Origin of the sequence: Leifsonia sp. P73 (assembly GCF_051059105.1) — a bacterium.
In the GTDB taxonomy this organism is placed as follows: Bacteria; Actinomycetota; Actinomycetes; order Actinomycetales; family Microbacteriaceae; genus Leifsonia.
Window position 1 is genome coordinate 858,411 of record NZ_CP194931.1, and the last position, 21,454, is coordinate 879,864.

A 21,454-nucleotide genomic window follows, 5' to 3' on the forward strand; every position below is an offset into this window, starting at 1 on the left:
GAGGCTTAAAGTTATGCTGAGTATGCAATTCTCGATTTCGACGGTAGGGCCGTAGGGGCCGCTCCCGCCGCAGTTCGCAGGCGTGTCGGCAAATGCGCCGTCAACCCGGTCATCCTGTCGTCACACTGTGCGGCGACGAGACGTCGAAACGGCTCGCCTTGGGCGCGCCCTTGAGCAGCGCGGCGAGGTCGGCGGACTTGAGCGCCGAGTCCTCCGCGCTCCCCCAGACCACGGTCGCGCCGCCCTCGCGGAGCGTGAACGACACGTCGTCCTTCGTCTTCGCCGAGATGGTGTCCACCCGGCTCAGCACGTCGGCGGGCAGCGACGACAACACGGCGGCGGCCGCGGCGAAGCCGGAGTCGGCGTTCGCGTCGGCCGCGGCCCCCGTCGCGGCGATGATCGGATAGCCGGCCGGCCGGGTCGCGCTGGACGAGATGGGCACCTTGGCGGCGTCCACGAGCACGAAGGCCGTCCCGTGCTGGACGGCGCCGATCGCCTGGCGCTCCACGATGCGCACCACGAGGGTGTCCGGCGGGTGGCTCTCCAGTGTGTAGCTGCGGATGAGCGGGAATGCCGCCAGGTCACTGGAGATCGCTGCCTGGTCGAGCAGCGCGAGCGGCTTGCCGACCTGGTCGCCGAGCTTGGCCGAGATCGCGCCTGCGTCGAGCCGCGAGGCGCCGACGACCTGGATGTGCCGGAGCGCGAGCAGCGGCGAGAGGCCGACCAGGATCACGCCGAGCACGAGCGCGACGGCGACGCCCGCGGCGCCGATCCAGGCCATCCTGCGACGGCGTGAGCGCTTGGTGAACCGGCGCACCTCGCCGCGCTCCACCCGCCGGCGCTCGGCACGGGCGGCGCGGAGGGCCTTGGAGATCTCGCGGTTGCTCGGCACGCGCCCGAGCGGGAGGCGGTCTGCCATCGTGCGGGACAGGCCGGGCTTCCGCTCGGGGATCGGCTGCTGCGTGCGCACGATCGGGATCGGCTCGGTGATCGTCCCGACCGGCGATGCGGACGCCGCACGGGCCGGCTCAGGGCGCGCAGGGGCCGCGGTCTCCGGCGCGGAGGGCGCCGGCGTGCCGGTCTGCCGTGCCGCCGACCGGTCGAACCCCGCTGGACGCTTCACCGCGGCTACTCCCGGACGCGGCGGAGCGAGTCGAGGAGCTGCGGGACGATCCGGTAGACGTCGCCGCAGCCGAGGGTGATGACGAAGTCGCCCTCGCGCGCGATCCGCGCGGTGTGGTCGGCGGCCTCCTGCCAATCGGCGATGAACGCGACGTGCTCGGGATGCTGGAAGCGGTCGGCGACCAGCGCGCCGGTGACGCCGGGCTCCGGGTCCTCGCGCGCCCCGTAGACGTCGAGCACGACGGTCTCGTCGGCGTAGGTCTCCAGGGTCTCGGCGAACTCCTGCGCGAACAGGCGGGTGCGGCTGTAGAGGTGCGGCTGGTGGACCGCGATGATGCGGCCCTCGCCGACCACGGTGCGCGCGGCCGACAGGGCGGCGGCGACCTCGGTCGGGTGGTGCGCGTAGTCGTCGTAGACGCTCACGCCGCCCACGTTGCCGTGCAGCTCGAAACGGCGCTCCGTGCCGCCGAACTCCGCGATCGCGGCCAGCGCCGCGGCGGGCTCGAAGCCGAGGCCGGTCAGTACGGCGAAGGCGCCGGCGGCGTTGATCGCGTTGTGCTTTCCGGGGACGCGCAGGCGCGCCGAGTACTCGGCGCCGGCGTGGCTCAGCGTGAACGAGACGGGGCCGTCGGTGACGATCGAGTGGACGCGCACGTCGGCGTCCTCCGCCTCGCCGAAGGTGACGACGCGCTTGTCGGGGGCGACCTCCACCAGCCGGCGGTGGACGTGCTTCGCCCCCGCGTCGTCGGAGGACACGACGACGAACTCGTCGGCCTCGCGGGCGAAGGTCACGAAGGCGTCCTCGAACGCCTCCAGCGAGCCGTAGTGGTCGAGGTGGTCGGGGTCCACGTTGGTGATCAGCGCGACTGCCGTGTCGTAGAGCAGGAAGGAGCCGTCCGACTCGTCGGCCTCCACGACGAACAGCTCGCCGGTGCCGGTCTGCGAGCTCTTGCCGAGCGAGGCGATGACACCGCCGTTGACGAAGCTCGGGTCCTCGCCGAGGCCGAGCAGGCCGGTGATGATCATGCCGGTCGACGTGGTCTTGCCGTGCGCGCCGGCGACAGCGACGAGGCGCTTCTTGTTGATCAGCCAGGCCAGTGCCTGCGAGCGGTGCAGCACAGGGATGCCGTTGGCCAGCGCGAGCTGGTACTCGGGGTTGTCCTGCCAGAGCGCACCGGTGACCACGAGGGTGTCGGCGTCGCCGACGTTCGCCGCGTCGTGTCCGATCGCGATGGTGGCGCCGAGCGCGCGCAGGGCGTCGATGTTGGCGGAGTGCCGCACGTCGGAGCCGGTGACGGTGTGGCCGGACTCCAGGAACAGCCGCGCGATGCCGCTCATGCCCGAGCCGCCGATGCCGACGAAGTGGAGCCTGCCCAGCTCGTCGGGGATGGTCGCGTTGAGGTCGGGTTTGATCGTCACAGGTGCTGCTTTCGGTCCACGAGTCGAGTTGACAGGTTACAGGCTACGCGGCGAACCTCAGGATCCGGTCAGGGCGCTCCGGATCAGGGCGACCATGCGGTCGGAGCCGTCGCGCACCCCCGTGATCGCGGCCTTGCGGGCCATCTCGGCCACCGCCGGGCGGTCGGCGAGCAGCGGGAGCAGGCTCGCGTCGACCCAGGTGGGCAGGAAGTCCGCGTCGTCCACCAGGATGCCGCCGCCGGCCTCCACGACGCCCGCCGCGTTGAAGCGCTGCTCGCCGTTGCCGATCGGGAAGGGCACGTAGACGGCCGGGATGCCGAGGGCGGCGAACTCGCAGACCGTCGCTGCGCCCGCGCGCGCGACGGCGAAGTCGGTCAGCGCGAAGGCGAGGTCCATCCGGTCGCAGTAGTCGAGCAGCCGGTAGTGCTCCACGCCGGGATCGGTCAGCTCGCCCCGGCCGCCCTGGATGTGCAGCACCTGCCAGCCGGCGGCGGTGAGCTGCGCGGCGCGGTCGGCGATGGTGCCGTTCAGCCGGCGCGCGCCGAGCGAGCCTCCCGTGACCAGGAGGGTCGGGCGGTCGGCGGAGAGCCCGAACTCGGCGAGGGCGGCCGGGCGGGCGGCCTCCCTGTCGAGCTCCTCGATCTCGCGGCGCAGCGGCATCCCGACGAACCGGGAGTGCCGCAGCGGCGTCCCCTCGAACGCGACGCCGACCCACGGGGTGGACCGGGCGCCGAGCCTGTTGGCGAGCCCCGGCCGGGCGTTCGCCTCGTGCAGCGCGTACGGGATGTGCGCGCTGCGGGCGGCCGAGTACGCGGGCGCGGCCGCGTAGCCGCCGAAGCCCACCACGACGTCGATGCCGCGCTCGCGGATCAGGTCGGTGACGGAGCGGACCGCGCGCCGGTACTCCCCGGGGAAGCGCAGTGCCGCGCCGTTCGGGCGGCGCGGGAACGGCAGCTTGGGGATGGTCGCGAGCTCGTAGCCGCGGGCCGGGACGAGCCGCGCCTCCAGCCCCTCCTTCGTGCCGAGGACTACGACCTCCGCGGACGGGTCGTCGCGGCGCAGGCGGTCGGCGACGGCGAGCAGCGGATTGACGTGGCCGGCGGTCCCACCACCGGCCAGGAGGTAACGGCTCACAGGGCGCTGCCCGTGGCGCGACGGGCGTCGCGGGCGTTCTGGCGGGCGAAGGACATCACGATGCCGATTGCGATCATGGAACTGATCATCGCAGTCCCTCCCGCAGAGATCAGTGGGAGCGGCACCCCGAGCACCGGGATGACGCCGAGCACGACGGCGATGTTCACGAATGCCTGGAAGATCAGCCACACCATGATCGCCGCGGTCGTGACGCGCGGGAAGGTGTCGGTGGACGCGTGGATGATCCGCAGGAAGACGATCGCGAGCATCACGAACAGCAGCAGCACCACGATCGCGCCGATCAGGCCGAGCTCCTCGCCGATGATCGCGAAGATGAAGTCGGTGTCGGCGGCGGGCAGCCACGACCACTTCGAGTGCGAGTTGCCGAGGCCCACGCCGAACACGCCGCCGGAGGCGAGGGCGTAGAAGCCGTTGTCGATCTGCCAGTTGACGTCAGGGTTCGCGGCGCTGGTGCCGCCGAAGAGCGCGGCGATGCGTCCCATCCGGCTGGCGCTGGACATCGCCACGACGACCGCGACGATCGCGACCCCGACGAGGCCGGTGAACAGGTAGCGCAGGCGCACGCCGGCGAAGTAGAGGCCGCCGAGGACGAACGCCGACATGACGATGGTCGTGCCGAGGTCGCCGCCGAGCACGACGACGCCGATGGCGCCGCCCGCGATCGGGAGCACCGGCAGCGCGACGTGCCGCCAGTCGTCCAGGAGGTCCTGCTTGCGGGCCAGGACGACGCCCAGCCAGATGACGAGCGCGATCTTGATCGCCTCCGACGGCTGGCCGACGAACCCGCCGATGCGGATCCAGTTGCGGTTGCCGCCGATCTCCACGCCGAGCGGTGTCACCAGCACCAGGAACTGCAGGAAGCACGCCGCGCCGAGGATGAACCAGATCGAGCGCTTCCAGAAGGTCATCGGGATGCGCGAGACGATGAACATCAGCGGGAGGCCGATGAGGGCGTACATGCCCTGCGACCAGAACCGCGAGAAGAAGTTGTCGGTGTCGTTGTGCGACTCGACCGCGGACGACGAGAGCACCATGACGAGCCCGAACACGACCATGAAGAGCGTGATGCCGAGCAGCAAGAAGTAGTCGGAGGACTCGCTGTTCATCGCCCGGCCGAGCGAGATGCGGGTGGAGAAGCCGCGGGAGTCAGCGGACTGCCCGGACTGCTCCGGCTGGTCGTGCGGGTCAGGCCCCCGGCGGACGCGAGGCGGGCTCGTCGTCATCCGCCTCACCTCCAAAGAACTCGTTGACGGCCGCCTGGAAGAGGCGCCCGCGCTCGGCGTAGTCGGCGAATTGGTCCATCGACGCCGCCGCCGGTGCGAGCAGGACGGTGTCCCCCTCGCGGGCGAGACCGCCGGCCAGCCGAACCGCCAGCGGCATGACCCCCTCAGTCTCGTCGGCCTCCACCTCCAGCACCGGCAGCCCGGGGGCGTGTCGCTCGAATGCGGCCAGCAGGGCGCCGCGGTCGACCCCGATCAGCACGGCGCCGCGAAGCCGGGTCGCGTGCGCGGCCACGAGCTGGTCGACGTCGACGCCCTTGAGCAGGCCGCCGACCACCCAGACGACGGACGGGTACGCCCGCAGCGACGCGTCGGCGGCGTGCGGGTTCGTGGCCTTGGAGTCGTCCACCCAGCTCACGCCGGCCTCCACCCGCACCAGCTCGATGCGGTGGGCGTCGAGGCGGAACGCGGTGAGCACGTCGCGGATGACCTGCGGCTCGACGCCGTACGAGCGGGCGAGGGCGCTGGCGGCGAGGATGTTGGCCACGACGTGCGGGGCGGCGAGGCCGGCCTCCGCGAGCTCGTCGAGGGTGGTCAGCTCGATGGCGCTGTTGCGGCGGTCCTCCAGGAAGGCGCGGTCGCAGAGGATGCCGTCCACGATGCCGAAGTCGCTCGGGCCCGGGATGTCGAGGCCGAAGCCGATGGCGCGGGCGCCCTCGACCACCTCGGCCTCCTCGACCATCCGCAGGGTGTTCTGGTCGGCGCGGTTGTACACGCAGGCGACCTGGGTGTTGTCGTAGACCTTGGCCTTGGCCGCGATGTACGCCTCCAGCGAGCCGTGCCAGTCGAGGTGGTCGTCGGCGATGTTCAGGCAGGCGGCGGAGTACGGCGAGAGCTCCCCGCCGCGGTTCCGGTTGACCCAGTGCAGCTGGTAGCTCGACAGCTCCACGACGAGCACGTCGAAGCCCTGCGGGTCGCGGATGGCGTCGAGCACCGGCACGCCGATGTTGCCGCACGGCGCGACGCGGGAGCCGCCGGCGAGCAGCATGGTCGCGGTGAGCTGGACGGTCGTGGTCTTGCCGTTGGTGCCGGTCACGCAGATCCAGTCCGCGGGCTCGCCGACCTTGTCGCGCAGCCGCCAGGCCAGCTCGATGTCGCCCCAGACCGTGAGATCGCTCCGGTCGGCCCAGAGCAGCAGCGGGTGGTCCCAGTGGAAGCCGGGCGAGACGACGACGAGCTCCGGGTCGAACTCCACGAGCCGCGCGGGCGGCGTGCTGAGGTCCGGCTCCTCCAGCAGCTCGGCTCCGATGACCTCCAGCAGCATGGCGCGCTCGGCGTCGGCGCGGGAGGCGACGACCAGCACCTCCGCCCCCAGCTCCGCCAGCGTGTCGGCGACCGAGAAGCCGGTGACGCCGAGGCCGAAGACGGCGACCCGCAGGCCCGACCAGTCGTGATGCCAGCTGGTGAGCGCCTCCAGGCGCTCGCGCGACTCGGTCACGTTGCGAGCCATTCGAGGTAGAACGACCCGACGCCGGCCGCGACGAGGAGGCCGCCGATGATCCAGAACCGGACCACGACCGTCACCTCCGCCCAGCCTTTCAGCTCGAAGTGATGGTGGATCGGGCTCATCAGGAAGATGCGCCTGCCGCGCGTGACCTTGAAGTACGCCCGTTGGACGATCACCGAGCCGGCCTCGATCACGAACAGGCCGCCGATGAGGATGAGCAGCAGCTCGGTGCGGCTGAGGATGGCGAGCGCCGCGACCGCGCCGCCGAGCGCGAGCGAGCCGGTGTCGCCGAGGAAGATCTGCGCGGGCGAGGTGTTCCACCAGAGGAACCCGACCACGGCGCCCACGATCGCCGTCGCGACGATCGCCAGGTCGAACGGATCGCGCACGTCGTAGCACTTGGCGAGGTTCTCGGGATTGAGATTGGGGCTCGCGCAGGACTGGATCGACTGCCAGAACCCGATGATGATATACGCGCCGATGGCGAGGATGCTCGCGCCGGACGCCAGGCCGTCCAGGCCGTCGGTCACGTTCACGCCGTTGGAGGTCGCCGCGACGAGGAAGTTGATCCAGATCAGGTAGAGGCCGTACCCGACCAGCACGCCGATCGCGCCGAACTTGGTGATCGCGCCGAAGTCGATGGGCAGATCGCGGATGAACGAGACGCTCATCGTCGCGGGCGTGTAGCCGCGCCCGTCCGGGAACCGGATCGCGAGGAACGCCCAGACCGTCGCCACGATCACCTGTCCGGCGACCTTCGCCCAGCCGGTCAGGCCGAGGCTGCGCTCGCGCCGGGTCTTGAGGAAGTCGTCCACGAACCCGACCACGCCGAGGCCCACCATCAGGAACAGCACCAGGAGGGCGGACACGCTCGTCTCGTCGCCCGTCAGCAGCAGCGCGGTGAAGTAGCCGAACAGCGTGCCGAGGATGACGACGATGCCGCCCATCGTGGCCGTTCCGCGCTTGGCGTGGTGGCTCTGCGGTCCGTCGTCGCGGATGAACTGGCCCCACTGGAGCCGCCGGAAGAGCCGGATGAAGAGCGGCGTCAGGAACAGCGTGAACGCCATCGCCAGCGCGCCGGAGGTCAGAAGGGCTCTCACGAGAAGAATTCTCCCAGTCGGTCGCCGAGGAAGCGCAGCCCCGCCGAGTTGGAGGACTTGACGAGCACCGTGTCCCCGGAGCGGAGCGCCCCGCTGAGGTGGTCGAACGCCGCGTCCTGGGTCTCGAAGTACAGCGACTCCCCGTCCCACGAGCCCTCGTTGATGGCGGTGATGTGCATGCGCCGCGCGGACGGACCGACGATGACGAGCTGGTCGATGCCCAGCCGGACGGCGAGCAGGCCGATCCGGTCGTGCTCCTCGCCGGAGAACTCGCCCAGCTCGCTCATCTCGCCGAGGACGGCGACGGTGCGCTCCCCGGCTCGGCGATCTGGGCCAGCGTCTTGATGGCGGCGGCCATGGAGTCCGGGCTCGCGTTGTACGCGTCGTTGATGACGGTGACGCCGCGGGCGCCGCCCATGACCTCCATCCGCCAGCGCTCGGCGCGCTGGACGGTCTCCAGGGCGCTGACGATCGTGTCGATGTCGACGCCGAGGGTGTGCGCGGCGGCCGCGGCGGCCAGCGCGTTCATGACGTGGTGCTCGCCGAGCACGCGGAACTGCACGGGACGCGACTCCCCCGCGCCCTCGCCGCCGTCGACCGGCGGGAGGTGCAGCACGAACGACGTGCCGCGCGCGGTCGAGCGCACGTCGGTCGCCCGCACGGCCGCGCGGTCGTCCAGGCCGAACCACAGGACGCGGGCCGGCGTCTTGTCCGCCATCGAGGCGACGCGCGGGTCGTCCAGGTTGAGCACGGCGACGTCGGACTCCAGGAGGTCGCTCACCATCTCGGTCTTGGCGGCCAGGGTCTTCTCGATGCCGCCGAACTCGCCGGCGTGCGCGAGGCCCACCTTGAGGACGATGCCGATGTCCGGCCGGGCCATCCGGACCAGCCGGGCGATCTCGCCGATGCCGCTCGCGCCCATCTCGGCGACGAGGTACTGCGTCTCCTCTGTGACCTCCAGCATCGTGACCGGCGCGCCGACCTCGTTGTTGAACGACGCGCGCGGGGCGATGGTCGGGCCGAGCTGCTCCAGGATGGCGCGCAGCAGGTTCTTGGTGGTCGTCTTGCCGTTGGAGCCGGTGACGCCGACGATCTTCAGCGTGCCGAGCGCGCGGACGCGGGCGATCACCTCGGTGGCGAGGTCGCCGAGCGCCACGACGGTGTCTTCCACGAGGAGCTGCGGGACCGGCAGGTCGAGGGCGTGGTCGACGACCAGGAGGGCCGCGCCGGACTCGACGGCCTGCGGGGCGAAGAGGTGGCCGTCGGTCACCTCGCCGGGCTTGGCGAAGAAGAGAGTGCCGGGCACGACCTCCCGGGAGTCGGTGGTGGAGAGCCCCGTGACGACGGTCTCCGGGGTGGCGCCGGTGCCGTCGAGGAGAAGGGTGCCGCGGGTGGCGGCAGCGACCTCGGCGAGGGTGAGGGCGATCATCAGAGCCACCCGGCCTCTCGGAGCGCGAGCCGTGCGTCGTCGCGGGCGGAGTACGGGAGGCGCTGGCCGGCGACCTCCTGGTAGTCCTCGTGGCCCGGGCCGGCGTAGAGCACCACGTCGCCGTCGCCGGCGAGCGAGAGCGCCGTGCGGAAGGCGGCGCGGGGGTCGGCCACCTCGTACAGCTCGGCGTCGGGCACGGCGGCGCGGGCGCCGTCGAGCAGCGCGGCGCGGATCAGGGCCGGGTCCTCCGAGCGCGGGTGGAAGTCGGTGATGACCACGGCGTCGGCTCCGCGCGCGGCGATCGCGCCCATGTCGGCGCGCTTGGTGGTGTCGCGGTCGCCGTCGGCGCCGAAGACCATGACGATCCGGCCGTCGGTCACCCGGCGCAGCGCGCCGAGCAGCGACAGGAAGGCGTCGGGCGTGTGCCCGTAGTCGATGAGGACGACCGGGCCGCGGTCGCCGGAGAGCCGCTCGGTGCGGCCGGGGACGTAGGCGTCGATCCCGCCGTCGCGCTCCAGCGCCGCGCCGATGGCGTCGAGGTCGTAGCCGGACTCCACCAGCATGACGATCGCGAGCGCCGCGTTGGCGGCGTTGTACGCGCCGAGCAGCGGCACGCTGGTCTCCAGGCGGCGGCCGTCCGGGCCGGCGAGCTCGAAGACCGTCTCGGCGATGGTCTCCTCGATCACAGTCAGCGTCCAGTCGGCGTCGACGCCCGGCACGCTCGCGAGCGTGGAGACCGGGATGCGGGACTGCTCGACCAGCGCGCGGCCCCACTCGGAGTCCACCGTGACGACGCCGCGGCGGGCGCGGTCGGGCTGGAAGAGCTCCAGCTTGGCCGCGAAGTAGTCGTCCATCGCCGCGTAGTCGTCGAGGTGGTCGTGGCTCAGGTTGGTGAAGCCGACGACGTCGAACTCGATGCCGTCGACGCGGTGCCGGCTGAGCGCCTGCGCGGAGACCTCGACCGCGACCGCGCGGACGCCCTCCTCGCGCATCCGGGCCAGCAGCGCGTGCAGTTCGCTGGCCTCCGGAGTGGTCAGCTTGCTGGTGATCGCGTGCTCGCCGATGCGGCGCTCAGCGGTCGAGGACAGGCCGGCGACCACGCCGAGCTGGCCCAGGATGCCGTAGAGCAGGTAGACGACGCTGGTCTTGCCGTTGGTGCCGGTGACGCCGAACAGCGTGGCCGAGTTCTCGTCGGTGCGGTAGATCCACGCGGCAACGGCGCCGAGGGCGGCACGCGGATCGGGCGTCACGATGACGGGGACGCCCGCGTCGGCCGCGAGCTCCGCGCCCGCCGCGTCGGTCAGGACCGCGACGGCGCCCGCCTCGACCGCGGCGGCGGCGTAGCTCGCGCCGTGCGCGTTCTTGCCCGGCACGCCGACGTACAGGTCGCCCGGCTCGACCGCCGAGCTCGCGAGGGCTGCTCCGGTCACCTCGACGGCGTCGAGGTCTCCCCGGACATCCAGCCCGAACTCCGCGACCAGCTGAGCGAGCGGGCGGGCGACGGGATGCTCGGGGCGCAGGGAGGAGGGCGCCGGTCCTGTCACGGGGCTCACTTTCACTTGGGGGTTCTGGTGTCGGAGACGGTCTCAGGCGACGGCGTCTCGGTCGGGGTTCAGTAGTAGGGCGGGTAGTCTGCCGGGCTCGACGTCGAGGGCTTCACCCGGTAGGTCTTCAGCACCTGGCTCATGATCGTGTGGAACAGCGGAGCGGCGGCAGCCGACGAAGTAATGGTAGTCGGGAACCCGAGGTTGACCGAAACGACGTACTGCGGATCGTCCACCGGGGCGACCCCCATCACCGACACGTAGTAGGACGGCAGATAGCCGCCCTTGCCGTCCGGCTGCTGGGCCGTACCGGTCTTCGCGGCGACGTTGTAGCCGGGGATCCTGAGCTGCTTCGCGAGCTCGCCCTGCGTGGTGACCGACTCCAGCATCCCGAGCGTCGTGCCGGCCGCGTCGGGCGAGACGACCTTCACCGGGGTCGGCTTCGGGGCGTCGGTGACGGTGCCGTCGGCCTGCTTGCAGCCCTCGACCATCGTCAGCGGGATGCGCGTGCCGCCGTTGGCCAGCGCCTGGTAGGCGCTCACCATCTGGAGCTGGGTGGTCGAGACGCCCTGGCCGAACATGGTCGCGTACTTGGTCTGGTCGTCCCAGTCCTTGACCGGGTTCAGGATGCCGGAGGACTGGCCGGGATACGGCAGGCCGGTGTCGTCGCCGATCCCGAACTTCTTGAGGTAGTCGTACCGGGTCTGGTCGGTGAGCGCGCGGCCGAGCTGCGACATGCCGGTGTTGGACGAGTTCATCAGCACGCCGGTGAGGGTCAGCCGCTCGGGTTCGTGGTAGCCCGAGTCGTGCAGGTCGGCGCCGTTGCCCGACTTCCACTCGTAGGGCGCGAGCACCTGGCTGGCCGGCGTCGCCTTGCCCTGGTCGATGAGCATGGCGGCGGTGAGAGCCTTGAAGGTCGAGCCGGGCTCGCGGGGGTCGGTGAGCGACTGGAGGCGCCAGTACGACGGGTCGGTGGCGTCGATGTTGTTGGGGTCGAGAGCGGGCCACTGGGCGATCGCCTTGATCTTGCCGGTCTTCGCCTCCGCCACGGTCACGAAGCCGAACTTCGACCCGGTCGCCGTGACCTGCTGGGCCAGCGTCTGCTCGGCGAACCACTGCAGGTCGCTGTCGACCGTGAGCTCCAGAGTGCCGCCGTCCTTCGCCTTCTGCTGCACGACCGTGCTGCCGGGGATGGCGACCCCGTCCGCGCCCCGCTGGTAGGTCTCCAGGCCGTTCTTGCCGGCCAGGCAGCCGTTCTCGCTCTCCTCCAGGCCGCCGTTGCCGCCCTGCGAGACGTAGCCGATCAGGTTGCCGGCGACGGCGCCGTTCGGGTAGCTGCGCGCCTGCGACTTGTCGAAGGTGAGCCACGGGTAGGGCAGCTTGTCGAGCTTGTCGAAGGTGGTCACGTCCATGCCCGACTTGATCAGCACGTACTTGGACTTAGGGTTCGCCTTCAGCGCGTCGTCGAACAGCTTCACCACCGCGTCGCCGCCCTGGCCCGTGATCGCGCCGATCTTCGCGGCGGCCTCCACCATCTTGTCGCGGCCTCCGGCGATCGCGTCGGACGGCGAGGCCTGCGCAGTGTAGGTGTAGATCGTGGTCGCCAGGATCTTGCCGCTCGCGTCGACGATGTCGCCGCGGTTGCCGTAGAGGGTGTTGGAGTCCTCCTTGGCGTTGACCGACGCCTTCTGCAGGGCGTCGGCGCGGACCACCTGGATGTCGACCAGCTTGCCGCCGAGGATGGCGACGAAGGCGGCGACCGCCACGACGGTGAGGGCCGTCCGCCTCCGCAGCATCTTCCTGTTGATCACGCCCCGCGTCCGTCCCGTCGCGTCGTCAGTGCGTCACCGGTGTCGGCAACGCTCCCTGCAACGGTACGGACGGCTTCGCCGGAGTCGCGGACGCCGCACCTGCGCTTGCGGAACTCCCAGCTTTTGCCGCGGGCGCGGCCGCCGCGGGAGCGCCGGTCACGGTCACCCCGGGCGCCGCCGCGAGCGGCACGCCGTTGAGCAGCGAGTTCGGGACCAGGTTGCCCTGGCCTCCCGTCACGGTGCCGGCCGCACCGGTCGCCGCGAGGGGCGCGCCGAGCACCGCGCCGTCGGAGAGGCGCAGGTAGGCGGGGTTGCTGTTGCTCACCATGCCGAGCGCGTTGGCGTTGGCGGCGAGGTTCTGCGGGGAGGTCAGCCGGTTGAGGTCCTCCGACGCGGCCTGGTAGCTGCGCTGGAGCTGCGTCTGCTGGGTCTGCAGCGAGCTGAGCTGGTAGGCGCCCTGGGAGACGCCGATGCTGAGCAGCAGCTGCGCGACCACGATCACGAGCAGAGAGGACACCGCGGTGACCGCGTAGACGGTGCGCGGACGCGCGCGGCGCTGGCTGCGGGTCGACACCACTTCGAGGTGGGAGCGGCGCTCGCGCGCCGGCTGCTCCGGCCGGTCGAGGAGCGGCGAGGGCGCGTCCAGCACGGGCGCGGTCGCCGCCGTGGACGCCGGGACGTGCCAGGTCATCGTCGGACGTCTGCGGACGCCGGTCGCTCCGGTCCCCCCGGTTCGCGTGAATGCGGTGTTGCTCACGAGTCCCTCCTCACTCGTTCGGCCGCGCGCAGGCGCACCGGGGTGGCCCTCGGGTTCGCGGCCTTCTCCTCGTCGTCCGCCAGCTCCGCGCCCCGGATCAGCAGCTTCAGCTGGGGCTTGTGCTCCGGCAGCTCGACGGGCAGCCCCGCCGGTGCGCTGGAGCGCGACCGCGTCTGCAGCTCGCGCTTGACGATGCGGTCCTCCAGCGACTGGTACGACTCCACGACGATGCGGCCGCCGACCGCCAGCGCGTCGATTGCGGCCGGGATGGCGCGCTCCAGCACGGCCAGCTCCTGGTTCACCTCGATGCGCAGCGCCTGGAAGACGCGCTTGGCCGGATGCCCCTGCCGCGCCACCGCGGCGGGCGTGGCCTTCTGCAGGATGTCGACGAGCTGGCCGGAGCGGACGATCGGCGCGTTCTGCCGCTCCTCCACGATGCTGCGGGCGTAGCGGGCGGCGAGCTTCTCCTCGCCGTAGTCGCGGAAGATGCGGCGCAGGTCCGCCTCGGAGTAGGTGGCGAGCACGACCTCGGCGGTGAGGTCGCTCGTGCCGTCCATGCGCATGTCGAGCGGCGCGTCCTTGGAGTACGAGAAGCCGCGCTCCACGCGGTCGAGCTGCAGCGAGGACACGCCGAGGTCGAACAGCACGCCGTCGACGCGGTCGATGCCGAGCCCGTCGAGCGCCTCGCGGATGCCGTCGTAGACGGTGTGCACCAGGTGGACGCGGTCGCCGAAGCGCGCCAGCCGCTCGCCGGCGATGGCCAGCGCCTCCTGGTCGCGGTCGAGGCCGACGAGGGTGACGCCGGGGAAGCGCTCCAGCACGCCGGCCGAGTGGCCGCCCATGCCGAGGGTCGCGTCCACGAAGACGGCGCCCGGCTCCTGGAGGGCGGGGCCGAGCAGCTCGATGCAGCGTTCGAGGAGGACGGGGGTGTGGATGTCGTCTGTCATGTCCGCACCCGGGAGGATCGGCTCCTGATTCCGGATCCCCATCCATTCCGACCTGCCACCGGGGAAGTGGTGTCAGGGCGTATGGCTGGGAGTCCGGCGCCAGGCGCTAGAACAGTCCCGGGATCACCTCCTCCTCCGTGTTCGCGAATGCCGCCTCCTGCTCGGCGAGGTACGTCTCCCACGCCTCCGCGTCCCAGATCTCGGCGCGGCTGCCCGCGCCGATCACGACCAGGTCCCTGTCGAGACCCGCATACGACCGCAACGCGGTCGGGACGGTAACCCGGTTCTGCTTGTCCGGGACCTCCGCGCTCGCCCCCGAGAGGAAGACGCGCAGGTAGTCGCGGGCCTGCTTGCTGGTCACCGGCGCCTGCCGGATCTTCTCGTGCAGCGATTCGAACTCGCGCTGCGAGAAGACGTAGACGCAGTGCTCCTGACCACGGGTCAGGACGAGTCCCGACGCGAGCTCATCCCGGAATTTGGCCGGCAGGATGATGCGCCCCTTGTCGTCGAGCTTGGGGGCATAGGTGCCGAGGAACATCGGTGCCACCCCCCACTCTCCCGGCCACGGTTGCGGTGTGCCTCCACTTTACTCCACTCTCATCCACAAAATCAGCACCATCGGGAATTTTGCCCCGTTTAGGGGTGTTTCGGCCCCGGAATCACGCGGAAGAACGCGGTGGAGGGAAATGGAGGGTGAGAGCACTCCCGGGGAGCGCCGCGCGCACGAAAAGGGCCGATCCGAAGATCGGCCCGAAAGGCGGGTGCGTCAGTGGAGTGCGGTGGAGGGGCTACTGCTGCCCGTCCTGGCGCTTGTCCCAGCGGTCGTTCATGCGGTCCATGAAGCCGGGCTGGCCACGGGTCGGCTTGCCGGACGAGCCGGCGGCCGCTGCGTCTGGATCGATCGCCACGCGCTTGCCCGGCGCGATGGCAAGGAGCACGCCGCCGAACATCACCACGAATCCGAGGATCCCGACGATGGGGAGCTGGACGAAGACGCCGGTCACGAGGACCGCAACGCCGATGACGGCGACGAGGATTCCGAGCACGATCGACCGGTACGCGGGGCGGGCCCGCTTGCCCCCGACCTTTGCGACGAAGTCCGCGTCGTTCTGGTAGAGACTGCGTTCCATCTCTTCGAGGAGGCGCTGCTCATGTTCTGAAAGCGGCATCCGGATCCCCCTCTTTCTAGCGGGTTCTAGGCGTTGTGTGGCTGATTGTAGCCGCACCACTCTGACTAGGCTATACGTGTGTCAGAAAGCATCCGGTTCGTCGACCTCATCCAGTCAAGAATCGATGGATTCTTCGATACGCGTGCATCCATTCTCGTCTCCATCGCCGACGAACTCGCCCCGATCGCGGCTTTTTCGAGGGATTTTCTCAGCGGCGGGAAGCGTTTCCGGGCGCTGTTCTGCTTCTGGGGCTGGCAGGCGGTGCGCACGGCGGCCGATGAGCCGGGCGACGCCGCCGCTGTGACCGCGGGCGGCCCGCTCGACGCGGTCGTCTCCGTCGCCTCGGCGCTGGAGCTGTTCCACGCCGCAGCACTCGTGCACGACGACCTCATCGACAACTCCGACACCCGTCGTGGCGCACCCTCGGCGCACCGCCGCTTCGAGCGGCTGCACGACCAGGAGGGCTGGCACGGCTCCGGCGCGACGTTCGGCACGGGGGCGGCGACGCTGCTCGGCGACTACCTCCTCATCCTCAGCGACGAGCTCTTCGACGAGGGCCTGACCCAGACCGTGAGCGCGTCGGCGCGGCGGTCGGCGCGGGCCGAGTTCAACCGGATGCGCCTCGACGTCACCGCCGGCCAGTACCTCGACATCTTCGAGGAGATCGGCTGGGCCGGGCGCCCGGACGCCGACCAGCTCGCCAGGGCCGAGCGCGTCATCGTCTACAAGTCGGCCAAGTACTCCATCGAGTCGCCGCTGCTGATCGGCGCCAGTCTCGCCGGCGCGACGGTCGGCCAGCTCGACGCGCTCCGCCGCTTCGGCCTCCCGCTCGGCATCGCGTACCAGCTCCGCGACGACCTGCTCGGCGTCTTCGGCGACACGGAGGTCACCGGCAAGCCGAGCGGCGATGACCTGCGCGAGGGCAAGCGCACCGTCCTCATCGCGCTCACCCGGCAGGCCGTCCCCGCCGGCGCGCGGGCGACCCTGGACGAGCTCCTCGGCGACCCCGACCTGACGCCGCAGCAGATCCAGACCCTCCAGATGACGATCCGGGACTCCGGCGCCGTCGAGAAGGTGGAGCGGATGATCGCGGACAACGTCGCGAGCGCGATCGAGGCCCTCGACGAGGCGCCGATCGGCCCGGCGGCGCGAGCCCAGCTGCGCGAGCTCGCTGTGACGGTCACCCGCCGGGCGTCCTGACCGGGAGTCCGATCAGGCCAGCGCCTGGGCCACGCGGCGCACCTCGGCTTTGCGGCCGGCGCGGAGCGCCTCGATGGGGGCCGTGCCGAGGCTCTCCTCGTCGGCGAGCAGCCAGTCCACGGCCTCGTCGTCGTCGAAGCCGTTGTCCGCGAGCACGATGAGCGTGCCGTGCAGCTCGCCGAGCGGCTCGCCGTCCCGGAGGAAGAGGGCGGGGACCTTGAGAACGCCGTCGATGCGCTTCGCGGCGAGATGACGGTCCTCGATGAGGCGGCGGACACGGCTGACGCCGAGTCCCAGCTGCTCCACGAGGTCGGGGATGGTGAGCCACTCGGTGGCCTGGACCTGCTCGTTCACAGAGACAAGCGTGCCACGTCCGGCGGCCCATCACGTGATCCAGCGAATGTTACAGTTGTGTTAACTGTTGTCACAGCAGCCACGTTGGTTGACTCCTTACTCACAGTGTGTCACCGTGGGCAACGGCTTTGTCACTCATGAGGGGGTCGACCATGTCTCTGAGCGAGAGCACCAACCGGCGGATGCTGGGCACGGTGCCGATCGCGATCGCCGGATCCATCGCGGTGACGCTGAATCTGCTCGCCCCCGCGCAGGCCGCCACCGGCGAGGTGCGCGACCGTGCGCCGGAGAACCGGGCGCCGGGGACGGACACCATCCGCGCCGCCGCAGCGCAGGAGGCCGTCACGGCCTCCCCGGCCAGGTCGAGGTCGCGGCCGCCCCCGCCGGCTACCGGGTGCAGACCGGCGACACCGTCTCCGGGATCGCCGCCCGCTTCGGCATGTCCACCGCCGCCGTGCTCGCGCTCAACGGGCTGAGCTGGAAGAGCCTGATCTTCCCCGGCCAGGTGCTCGCGCTGAGCGGCGCGCCGAAGCCGGCAGCGCCCGCCCCGGCCGCGCCTGCTCCGGCAGCGGCCCCCGCGCCGTCCGGGACGGCCTACACCGTCACGCGCGGCGACACCATCAGCGGCATCGCGGCCAAGTTCGGCCTCCGCACCTCCGCCGTCCTCGCCGCGAACGGGCTGAGCGGCGCGAGCATCATCTACCCGGGCCAGAAGCTCGCCATCCCCGGCATGACCACGGCGGCGGTGAACACACCCATCGCGGCGCCGGCCCCTGTCGTCAGCGCCCCGGTCGTGACCGCGCCGGCTCCCGCGCCGTCCCCGGTCATCCAGCCGGGCCAAGTCGTCGCGCTCAGCGACGAGATGCGGGTGAACGCGCAGCTGATCATCCGCATAGGCCACCAGGAGGGCGTCCCAGCGCAGGGCATCGTCATCGCCCTGGCGGCGGCGGCCCAGGAGTCCGGACTCAAGAACGTACGCTACGGCGACCGCGACTCCCTCGGCCTGTTCCAGCAGCGGCCGAGCACCGGCTGGGGCACGCCCGCCCAGGTGCTCGACCCGACCCGCGCGACCCTGGCCTTCTACGGCGGGGCGAGCAACCCCAACAAGGGCCGCACGCGCGGCCTCCTCGACATCCCCGGCTGGTCGTCGATGACCGTCTCGCAGGCCGCCCAGGCCGTGCAGCTCTCGGCCTTCCCGACCGCCTACGCCAAGTGGGAGACGTCGGCGCGCGCGTGGCTGGCCCAGCTCGGCTGACGCCGCGCGCCGCGCGAAGGTCACAGCCGGGTCACAGGCCCGGCGCACACCGGTGTTTTGCAGGATTCACGGCCGCCCTGTTCCCTAGACTCGATCCGTGACCACGAGCCAGACCGACCCGATGATCGGCCGTCTTATCGACGGCCGCTATCAGGTGCGCTCGCGGATCGCCCGGGGCGGCATGGCGACGGTCTACCTCGCCACCGATCTGCGGCTGGAACGACGCGTCGCGATCAAGGTCATGCACGGCCACCTGGCCGACGACAACACCTTCAAGAGCCGCTTCGTGCAGGAGGCCCGCTCCGCCGCCCGGCTCGCCCACCCGAACGTGGTCAACGTCTTCGACCAGGGCCAGGACTCCGACATGGCGTACCTGGTCATGGAGTACCTGCCGGGCATCACGCTGCGCGACTTGCTCAAGGACTACGGCAAGCTGACGCCCGAGCAGACCATCGACATCATGGAGGCCGTGCTCAGCGGCCTCGCCGCCGCCCACAAGGCCGGGATCGTGCACCGCGACCTCAAGCCGGAGAACGTCCTCCTCGCCGACGACGGGCGGATCAAGATCGGCGACTTCGGCCTCGCGCGCGCCGCGAGCGCCAACACGGCGACCGGGCAGGCCCTGCTCGGCACGATCGCCTACCTCTCCCCGAGCTCGTCACCCGCGGCGTCGCCGACGCACGCAGCGACATCTACGCGCTCGGCATCATGATGTACGAGATGCTCACCGGCACGCAGCCGTTCCACGGCGAGCAGCCGATGCAGATCGCATACCAGCACGCGAACGACGCCGTCCCGGCACCGAGCAGCGCCAACCCGGCCGTCCCGCCGGAGCTGGACGAGCTCGTGCTGTGGGCGACCGAGAAGGATCCGGACCGCCGGCCGACCGACGCCCGCGAGATGCTCGACCGGCTCCGGGAGGCCGAGAAGTCGATCCGCGGCGACGTCGTGATGCAGCCCACCATGGTGCTGTCCCCCGCCTTCGAGATGGCCGACGGCGACACCCAGATCATCAACCCCGCCATCCGCCAGCAGGTCGCGTCGAGCACACCGACCGCGACGGACACGCTGACCCAGGCCGCTAAGCGCCGCCGCGGCAAGGGCTGGTGGCTGTTCGCCCTGGTGCTCGTGCTGGCAGCGGTCGCCGGCGGGACGGGCTGGTACTTCGGCTCGGGCCCCGGCTCGTTCGTGACGGTGCCGAACGTCGTCTCGCAGCCGCCCGCCGCGGCGGCCACGACGCTGACGAACCTGGGCTTCAAGACCGTTCAGACGCAGGAGTACAGCATCACGGTCCCCACCGGGCAGGTGTCGAGCACCGACCCGAAGGCCGGGGCGTCGGCGAACCGCGGCAGCACCATCACGCTCCGCGTCTCCAAGGGCCCGAAGCCGGTGACCATCCCCGCCCTCGCCGGCGCGAGCGTCGACGCGGCGAAGTCCGCGATCACGGGGACCGGGGCGAAGGTCGGCGACGTCGCGCAGCAGTTCGACGCCAAGGTCCCGGCGAACACGGTCATCTCGGCGACCCGTGCGTCCGACGGCAGCGACATCTCCGGGGGCGGCGGCTACTTCCAGGCGGCCGCGGTCAACCTCGTCGTGTCGGTCGGGCCGATCCCGGACGTCTCGGGCAAGTCGGTCTCGTCCGCGACGTCCGCGCTCGAGAAGGTCGGCCTGCACGCCACCGCCGGGCCGCAGAGCTACAGCGACACGATCGACAAGGACGACGTCATCTCGGCCCAGGCGCAGAGCCAGCCGGTGCGCCCGGGCGACACGCTCGCGCTGGAGACCTCCCGCGGGCCCGCCCCGGTGCCGGTGCCCGACGTGGTCGGCCAGACCTGGGACAAGGCGAAGGCGGCGCTGCAGGCGGCGGGCTTCCAGAACATCAAGTACGACCACACCGCGGACGCCCTACCCGTGCTCGCGGTCGTGGCGACCGTCAGTCCCGCACCGGGCACCGCTGTGGACAAGAGCTCCACGATCACCGTCACCTTCAAGCCGATCTTCGGCTGAACCCATCGAGGGGCACGTTAACGCCCCTAAAACCGGGTTTTAGGGGCGTTAACGTGCCCCTCGGCGGAGCGTGCGGGGCGTGCGGGGCGGTCAGCCCTGGCTGAGCTCTTCGGCGACCAGGAAGGCGAGCTCGAGGGACTGCATGTGGTTCAGACGCGGGTCGCACAGCGACTCGTAGCGGGTGGCGAGGGTCTCCTCGTCGATGTGCTCCGATCCGCCCAGGCACTCGGTGACGTCGTCGCCGGTGAGCTCCACGTGGATGCCGCCCGGGTGCGTGCCCGCAGCGCGGTGCGCCTCGAAGAAGCCTTTGACCTCGTCCACCACGTCGTCGAAGCGGCGCGTCTTGTAGCCGTTCGGCGTCGTCAGGCCGTTGCCGTGCATCGGGTCGGTGACCCACAGCGGGTTGGCGTCGGAGCGCTTGACGGCCTCCAGCAGCGGCGGCAGGGCGTCGCGGATCTTGCCGGCGCCCATCCGCGTGATGAACGTCAGGCGGCCCGGCTCGCGGTTCGGGTCGAGCTTCTCGATGAGCTCCAGCATCGTCTCCGGCGTGGTCGTCGGGCCGAGCTTGACGCCGATCGGATTGCGGACGCGCGACAGGAAGTCGACGTGCGCGCCGTCGAGGTCGCGGGTACGCTCGCCGATCCAGACGAAGTGCGCCGACGTGTTGTACGGCGTGCCGGTGCGCGAGTCGATGCGGGTCATCGGGCGCTCGTAGTCCATGAGCAGCCCTTCGTGGCTGCTGTAGAACTCCACGCGGGTCAGCTCGTCGAAGTCCGCGCCCGCGGCCTCCATGAACTTGATGGCGCGGTCGATCTCACGGGCGAGGCCCTCGTAGCGCTGGTTGGCCGGGTTCGCGGCGAAGCCCCTGTTCCAGCTGTGCACCTCGCGCAGGTCGGCGAAGCCACCCTGGGTGAAAGCGCGGATCAGGTTCAGCGTGGAAGCCGCCGTGTGGTAGCCCTGGATCAGCCGGCGCGGGTCGGCCGCGCGCGACTCCGGCGTGAAGTCGTAGCCGTTGACGATGTCGCCGCGGTAGGCCGGCAGGGTCACGTCGCCGCGGGTCTCGGTGTCGCTGGAGCGCGGCTTGGCGAACTGCCCGGCCATCCGGCCCATCTTGATGACGGGGACGGACGCGCCGTAGGTCAGCACGACGGCCATCTGCAGCACCGTCTTGACGCGGTTGCGGATCTGATCGGCGGTCGCCCCGGCGAAGGTCTCGGCGCAGTCGCCGCCCTGGAGCAGGAACGCCTTGCCCTCGGCCGCGCGGGCGAGCCGGGTGCGGAGCTGGTCCACCTCGCCGGCGAACACCAGCGGGGGCAGGGTCGCGATCTCGGCCGACGCCGCCGCTGCGGCCTCCGCGTCCGGCCACTGCGGCTGCTGCTTGATCGGGAGCGTGCGCCAATAGTCCAGGCCCTCGATCACGGAGTCGTCAGCTTTCACGACGGGATCTGTGGTCTGCAG

Annotated in this window: 14 protein-coding genes and 4 pseudogenes; 3 read left to right on the forward strand and 15 right to left on the reverse strand. The window is 71.1% G+C overall.

All coding sequences use genetic code 11. The annotated features are described in order from the left end of the window. Window positions 1–109: 109 nt before the first annotated feature. The 13 genes and pseudogenes from ACQ86L_RS04385 to ACQ86L_RS04445 form a co-directional block, all read right to left on the reverse strand. A complete protein-coding gene (locus ACQ86L_RS04385; protein WP_434317833.1) occupies window positions 110–1,123 on the reverse strand; it encodes an FtsQ-type POTRA domain-containing protein in 1,014 nt (337 codons plus the stop codon). Beyond that, window positions 1,029–2,541: pseudogene (gene murC, locus ACQ86L_RS04390) on the reverse strand (UDP-N-acetylmuramate--L-alanine ligase). Before murC ends, ACQ86L_RS04385 begins: the two are co-directional and overlap by 95 nt. Before the next feature lie 57 nt (window positions 2,542–2,598). After that, complete coding sequence (locus tag ACQ86L_RS04395) at window positions 2,599–3,675, reverse strand: UDP-N-acetylglucosamine--N-acetylmuramyl-(pentapeptide) pyrophosphoryl-undecaprenol N-acetylglucosamine transferase (protein ID WP_434317834.1); 1,077 nt, start codon at window positions 3,673–3,675, stop codon at window positions 2,599–2,601. Further along, on the reverse strand, window positions 3,672–4,919 hold the full coding sequence (gene ftsW / locus ACQ86L_RS04400) for a putative lipid II flippase FtsW (RefSeq protein ID WP_434317835.1): 1,248 nt from the start codon (window positions 4,917–4,919) through the stop codon (window positions 3,672–3,674). Before ftsW ends, ACQ86L_RS04395 begins: the two co-directional genes overlap by 4 nt. Then, the gene (murD, locus tag ACQ86L_RS04405) at window positions 4,882–6,414 is read right to left on the reverse strand and encodes a UDP-N-acetylmuramoyl-L-alanine--D-glutamate ligase (protein WP_434317836.1); all 1,533 of its coding nucleotides are present in this window, start codon (window positions 6,412–6,414) and stop codon (window positions 4,882–4,884) included. The genes ftsW and murD overlap by 38 nt, the downstream gene beginning before the upstream one ends. Further along, a complete protein-coding gene (gene mraY, locus ACQ86L_RS04410) occupies window positions 6,411–7,523 on the reverse strand; it encodes a phospho-N-acetylmuramoyl-pentapeptide-transferase (protein WP_434317837.1) in 1,113 nt (370 codons plus the stop codon). The genes murD and mraY overlap by 4 nt, the downstream gene beginning before the upstream one ends. Further along, window positions 7,520–8,952: pseudogene (locus tag ACQ86L_RS04415) on the reverse strand (UDP-N-acetylmuramoyl-tripeptide--D-alanyl-D-alanine ligase). Before ACQ86L_RS04415 ends, mraY begins: the two are co-directional and overlap by 4 nt. After that, complete coding sequence (locus ACQ86L_RS04420; RefSeq protein ID WP_434317838.1) at window positions 8,952–10,496, reverse strand: Mur ligase family protein; 1,545 nt, start codon at window positions 10,494–10,496, stop codon at window positions 8,952–8,954. Before ACQ86L_RS04420 ends, ACQ86L_RS04415 begins: the two are co-directional and overlap by 1 nt. A gap of 68 nt (window positions 10,497–10,564) precedes the next feature. Further along, on the reverse strand, window positions 10,565–12,307 hold the full coding sequence (locus ACQ86L_RS04425) for a peptidoglycan D,D-transpeptidase FtsI family protein (RefSeq protein WP_434317839.1): 1,743 nt from the start codon (window positions 12,305–12,307) through the stop codon (window positions 10,565–10,567). 25 nt (window positions 12,308–12,332) lie between these two features. Beyond that, window positions 12,333–13,064 carry a hypothetical protein gene (locus tag ACQ86L_RS04430; RefSeq protein ID WP_434317840.1) on the reverse strand — a complete coding sequence of 244 codons (732 nt, stop codon included), beginning with the start codon at window positions 13,062–13,064 and terminating at the stop codon, window positions 12,333–12,335. Beyond that, window positions 13,061–14,011 carry a 16S rRNA (cytosine(1402)-N(4))-methyltransferase RsmH gene (gene rsmH / locus ACQ86L_RS04435; RefSeq protein ID WP_434317841.1) on the reverse strand — a complete coding sequence of 317 codons (951 nt, stop codon included), beginning with the start codon at window positions 14,009–14,011 and terminating at the stop codon, window positions 13,061–13,063. Before rsmH ends, ACQ86L_RS04430 begins: the two co-directional genes overlap by 4 nt. Before the next feature lie 106 nt (window positions 14,012–14,117). Further along, on the reverse strand, window positions 14,118–14,549 hold the full coding sequence (gene mraZ / locus ACQ86L_RS04440) for a division/cell wall cluster transcriptional repressor MraZ (protein WP_434318840.1): 432 nt from the start codon (window positions 14,547–14,549) through the stop codon (window positions 14,118–14,120). Window positions 14,550–14,799: 250 nt separating this feature from the next. Beyond that, window positions 14,800–15,180 (reverse strand): DUF3040 domain-containing protein, encoded by a 381-nt coding sequence (locus tag ACQ86L_RS04445; RefSeq protein ID WP_179605608.1) that lies wholly within the window; start codon window positions 15,178–15,180, stop codon window positions 14,800–14,802. A 78-nt stretch (window positions 15,181–15,258) separates the two neighbouring features. On the opposite strand from ACQ86L_RS04445, the gene ACQ86L_RS04450 reads away from it, so the two are divergent. After that, window positions 15,259–16,380, forward strand: coding sequence for a polyprenyl synthetase family protein (locus ACQ86L_RS04450; RefSeq protein ID WP_434317842.1), 1,122 nt, complete (start codon window positions 15,259–15,261; stop codon window positions 16,378–16,380). Between the two features lie 12 nt (window positions 16,381–16,392). Here the strand turns inward: ACQ86L_RS04450 and ACQ86L_RS04455 are convergent, their stop codons facing one another. Beyond that, window positions 16,393–16,734 carry an Rv2175c family DNA-binding protein gene (locus ACQ86L_RS04455; RefSeq protein WP_434317843.1) on the reverse strand — a complete coding sequence of 114 codons (342 nt, stop codon included), beginning with the start codon at window positions 16,732–16,734 and terminating at the stop codon, window positions 16,393–16,395. Between the two features lie 182 nt (window positions 16,735–16,916). Between ACQ86L_RS04455 and ACQ86L_RS04460 the strand changes: the two are divergent. Then, window positions 16,917–17,989 (forward strand): annotated as a pseudogene (locus ACQ86L_RS04460) (LysM peptidoglycan-binding domain-containing protein). A 97-nt stretch (window positions 17,990–18,086) separates the two neighbouring features. Beyond that, window positions 18,087–19,996 (forward strand): annotated as a pseudogene (gene pknB, locus ACQ86L_RS04465) (Stk1 family PASTA domain-containing Ser/Thr kinase). 90 nt (window positions 19,997–20,086) lie between these two features. Here pknB and ACQ86L_RS04470 read toward each other — a convergent pair. Continuing rightward, on the reverse strand, window positions 20,087–21,415 hold the full coding sequence (locus tag ACQ86L_RS04470) for a class II 3-deoxy-7-phosphoheptulonate synthase (RefSeq protein WP_434318841.1): 1,329 nt from the start codon (window positions 21,413–21,415) through the stop codon (window positions 20,087–20,089). Window positions 21,416–21,454 lie beyond the last annotated feature (39 nt).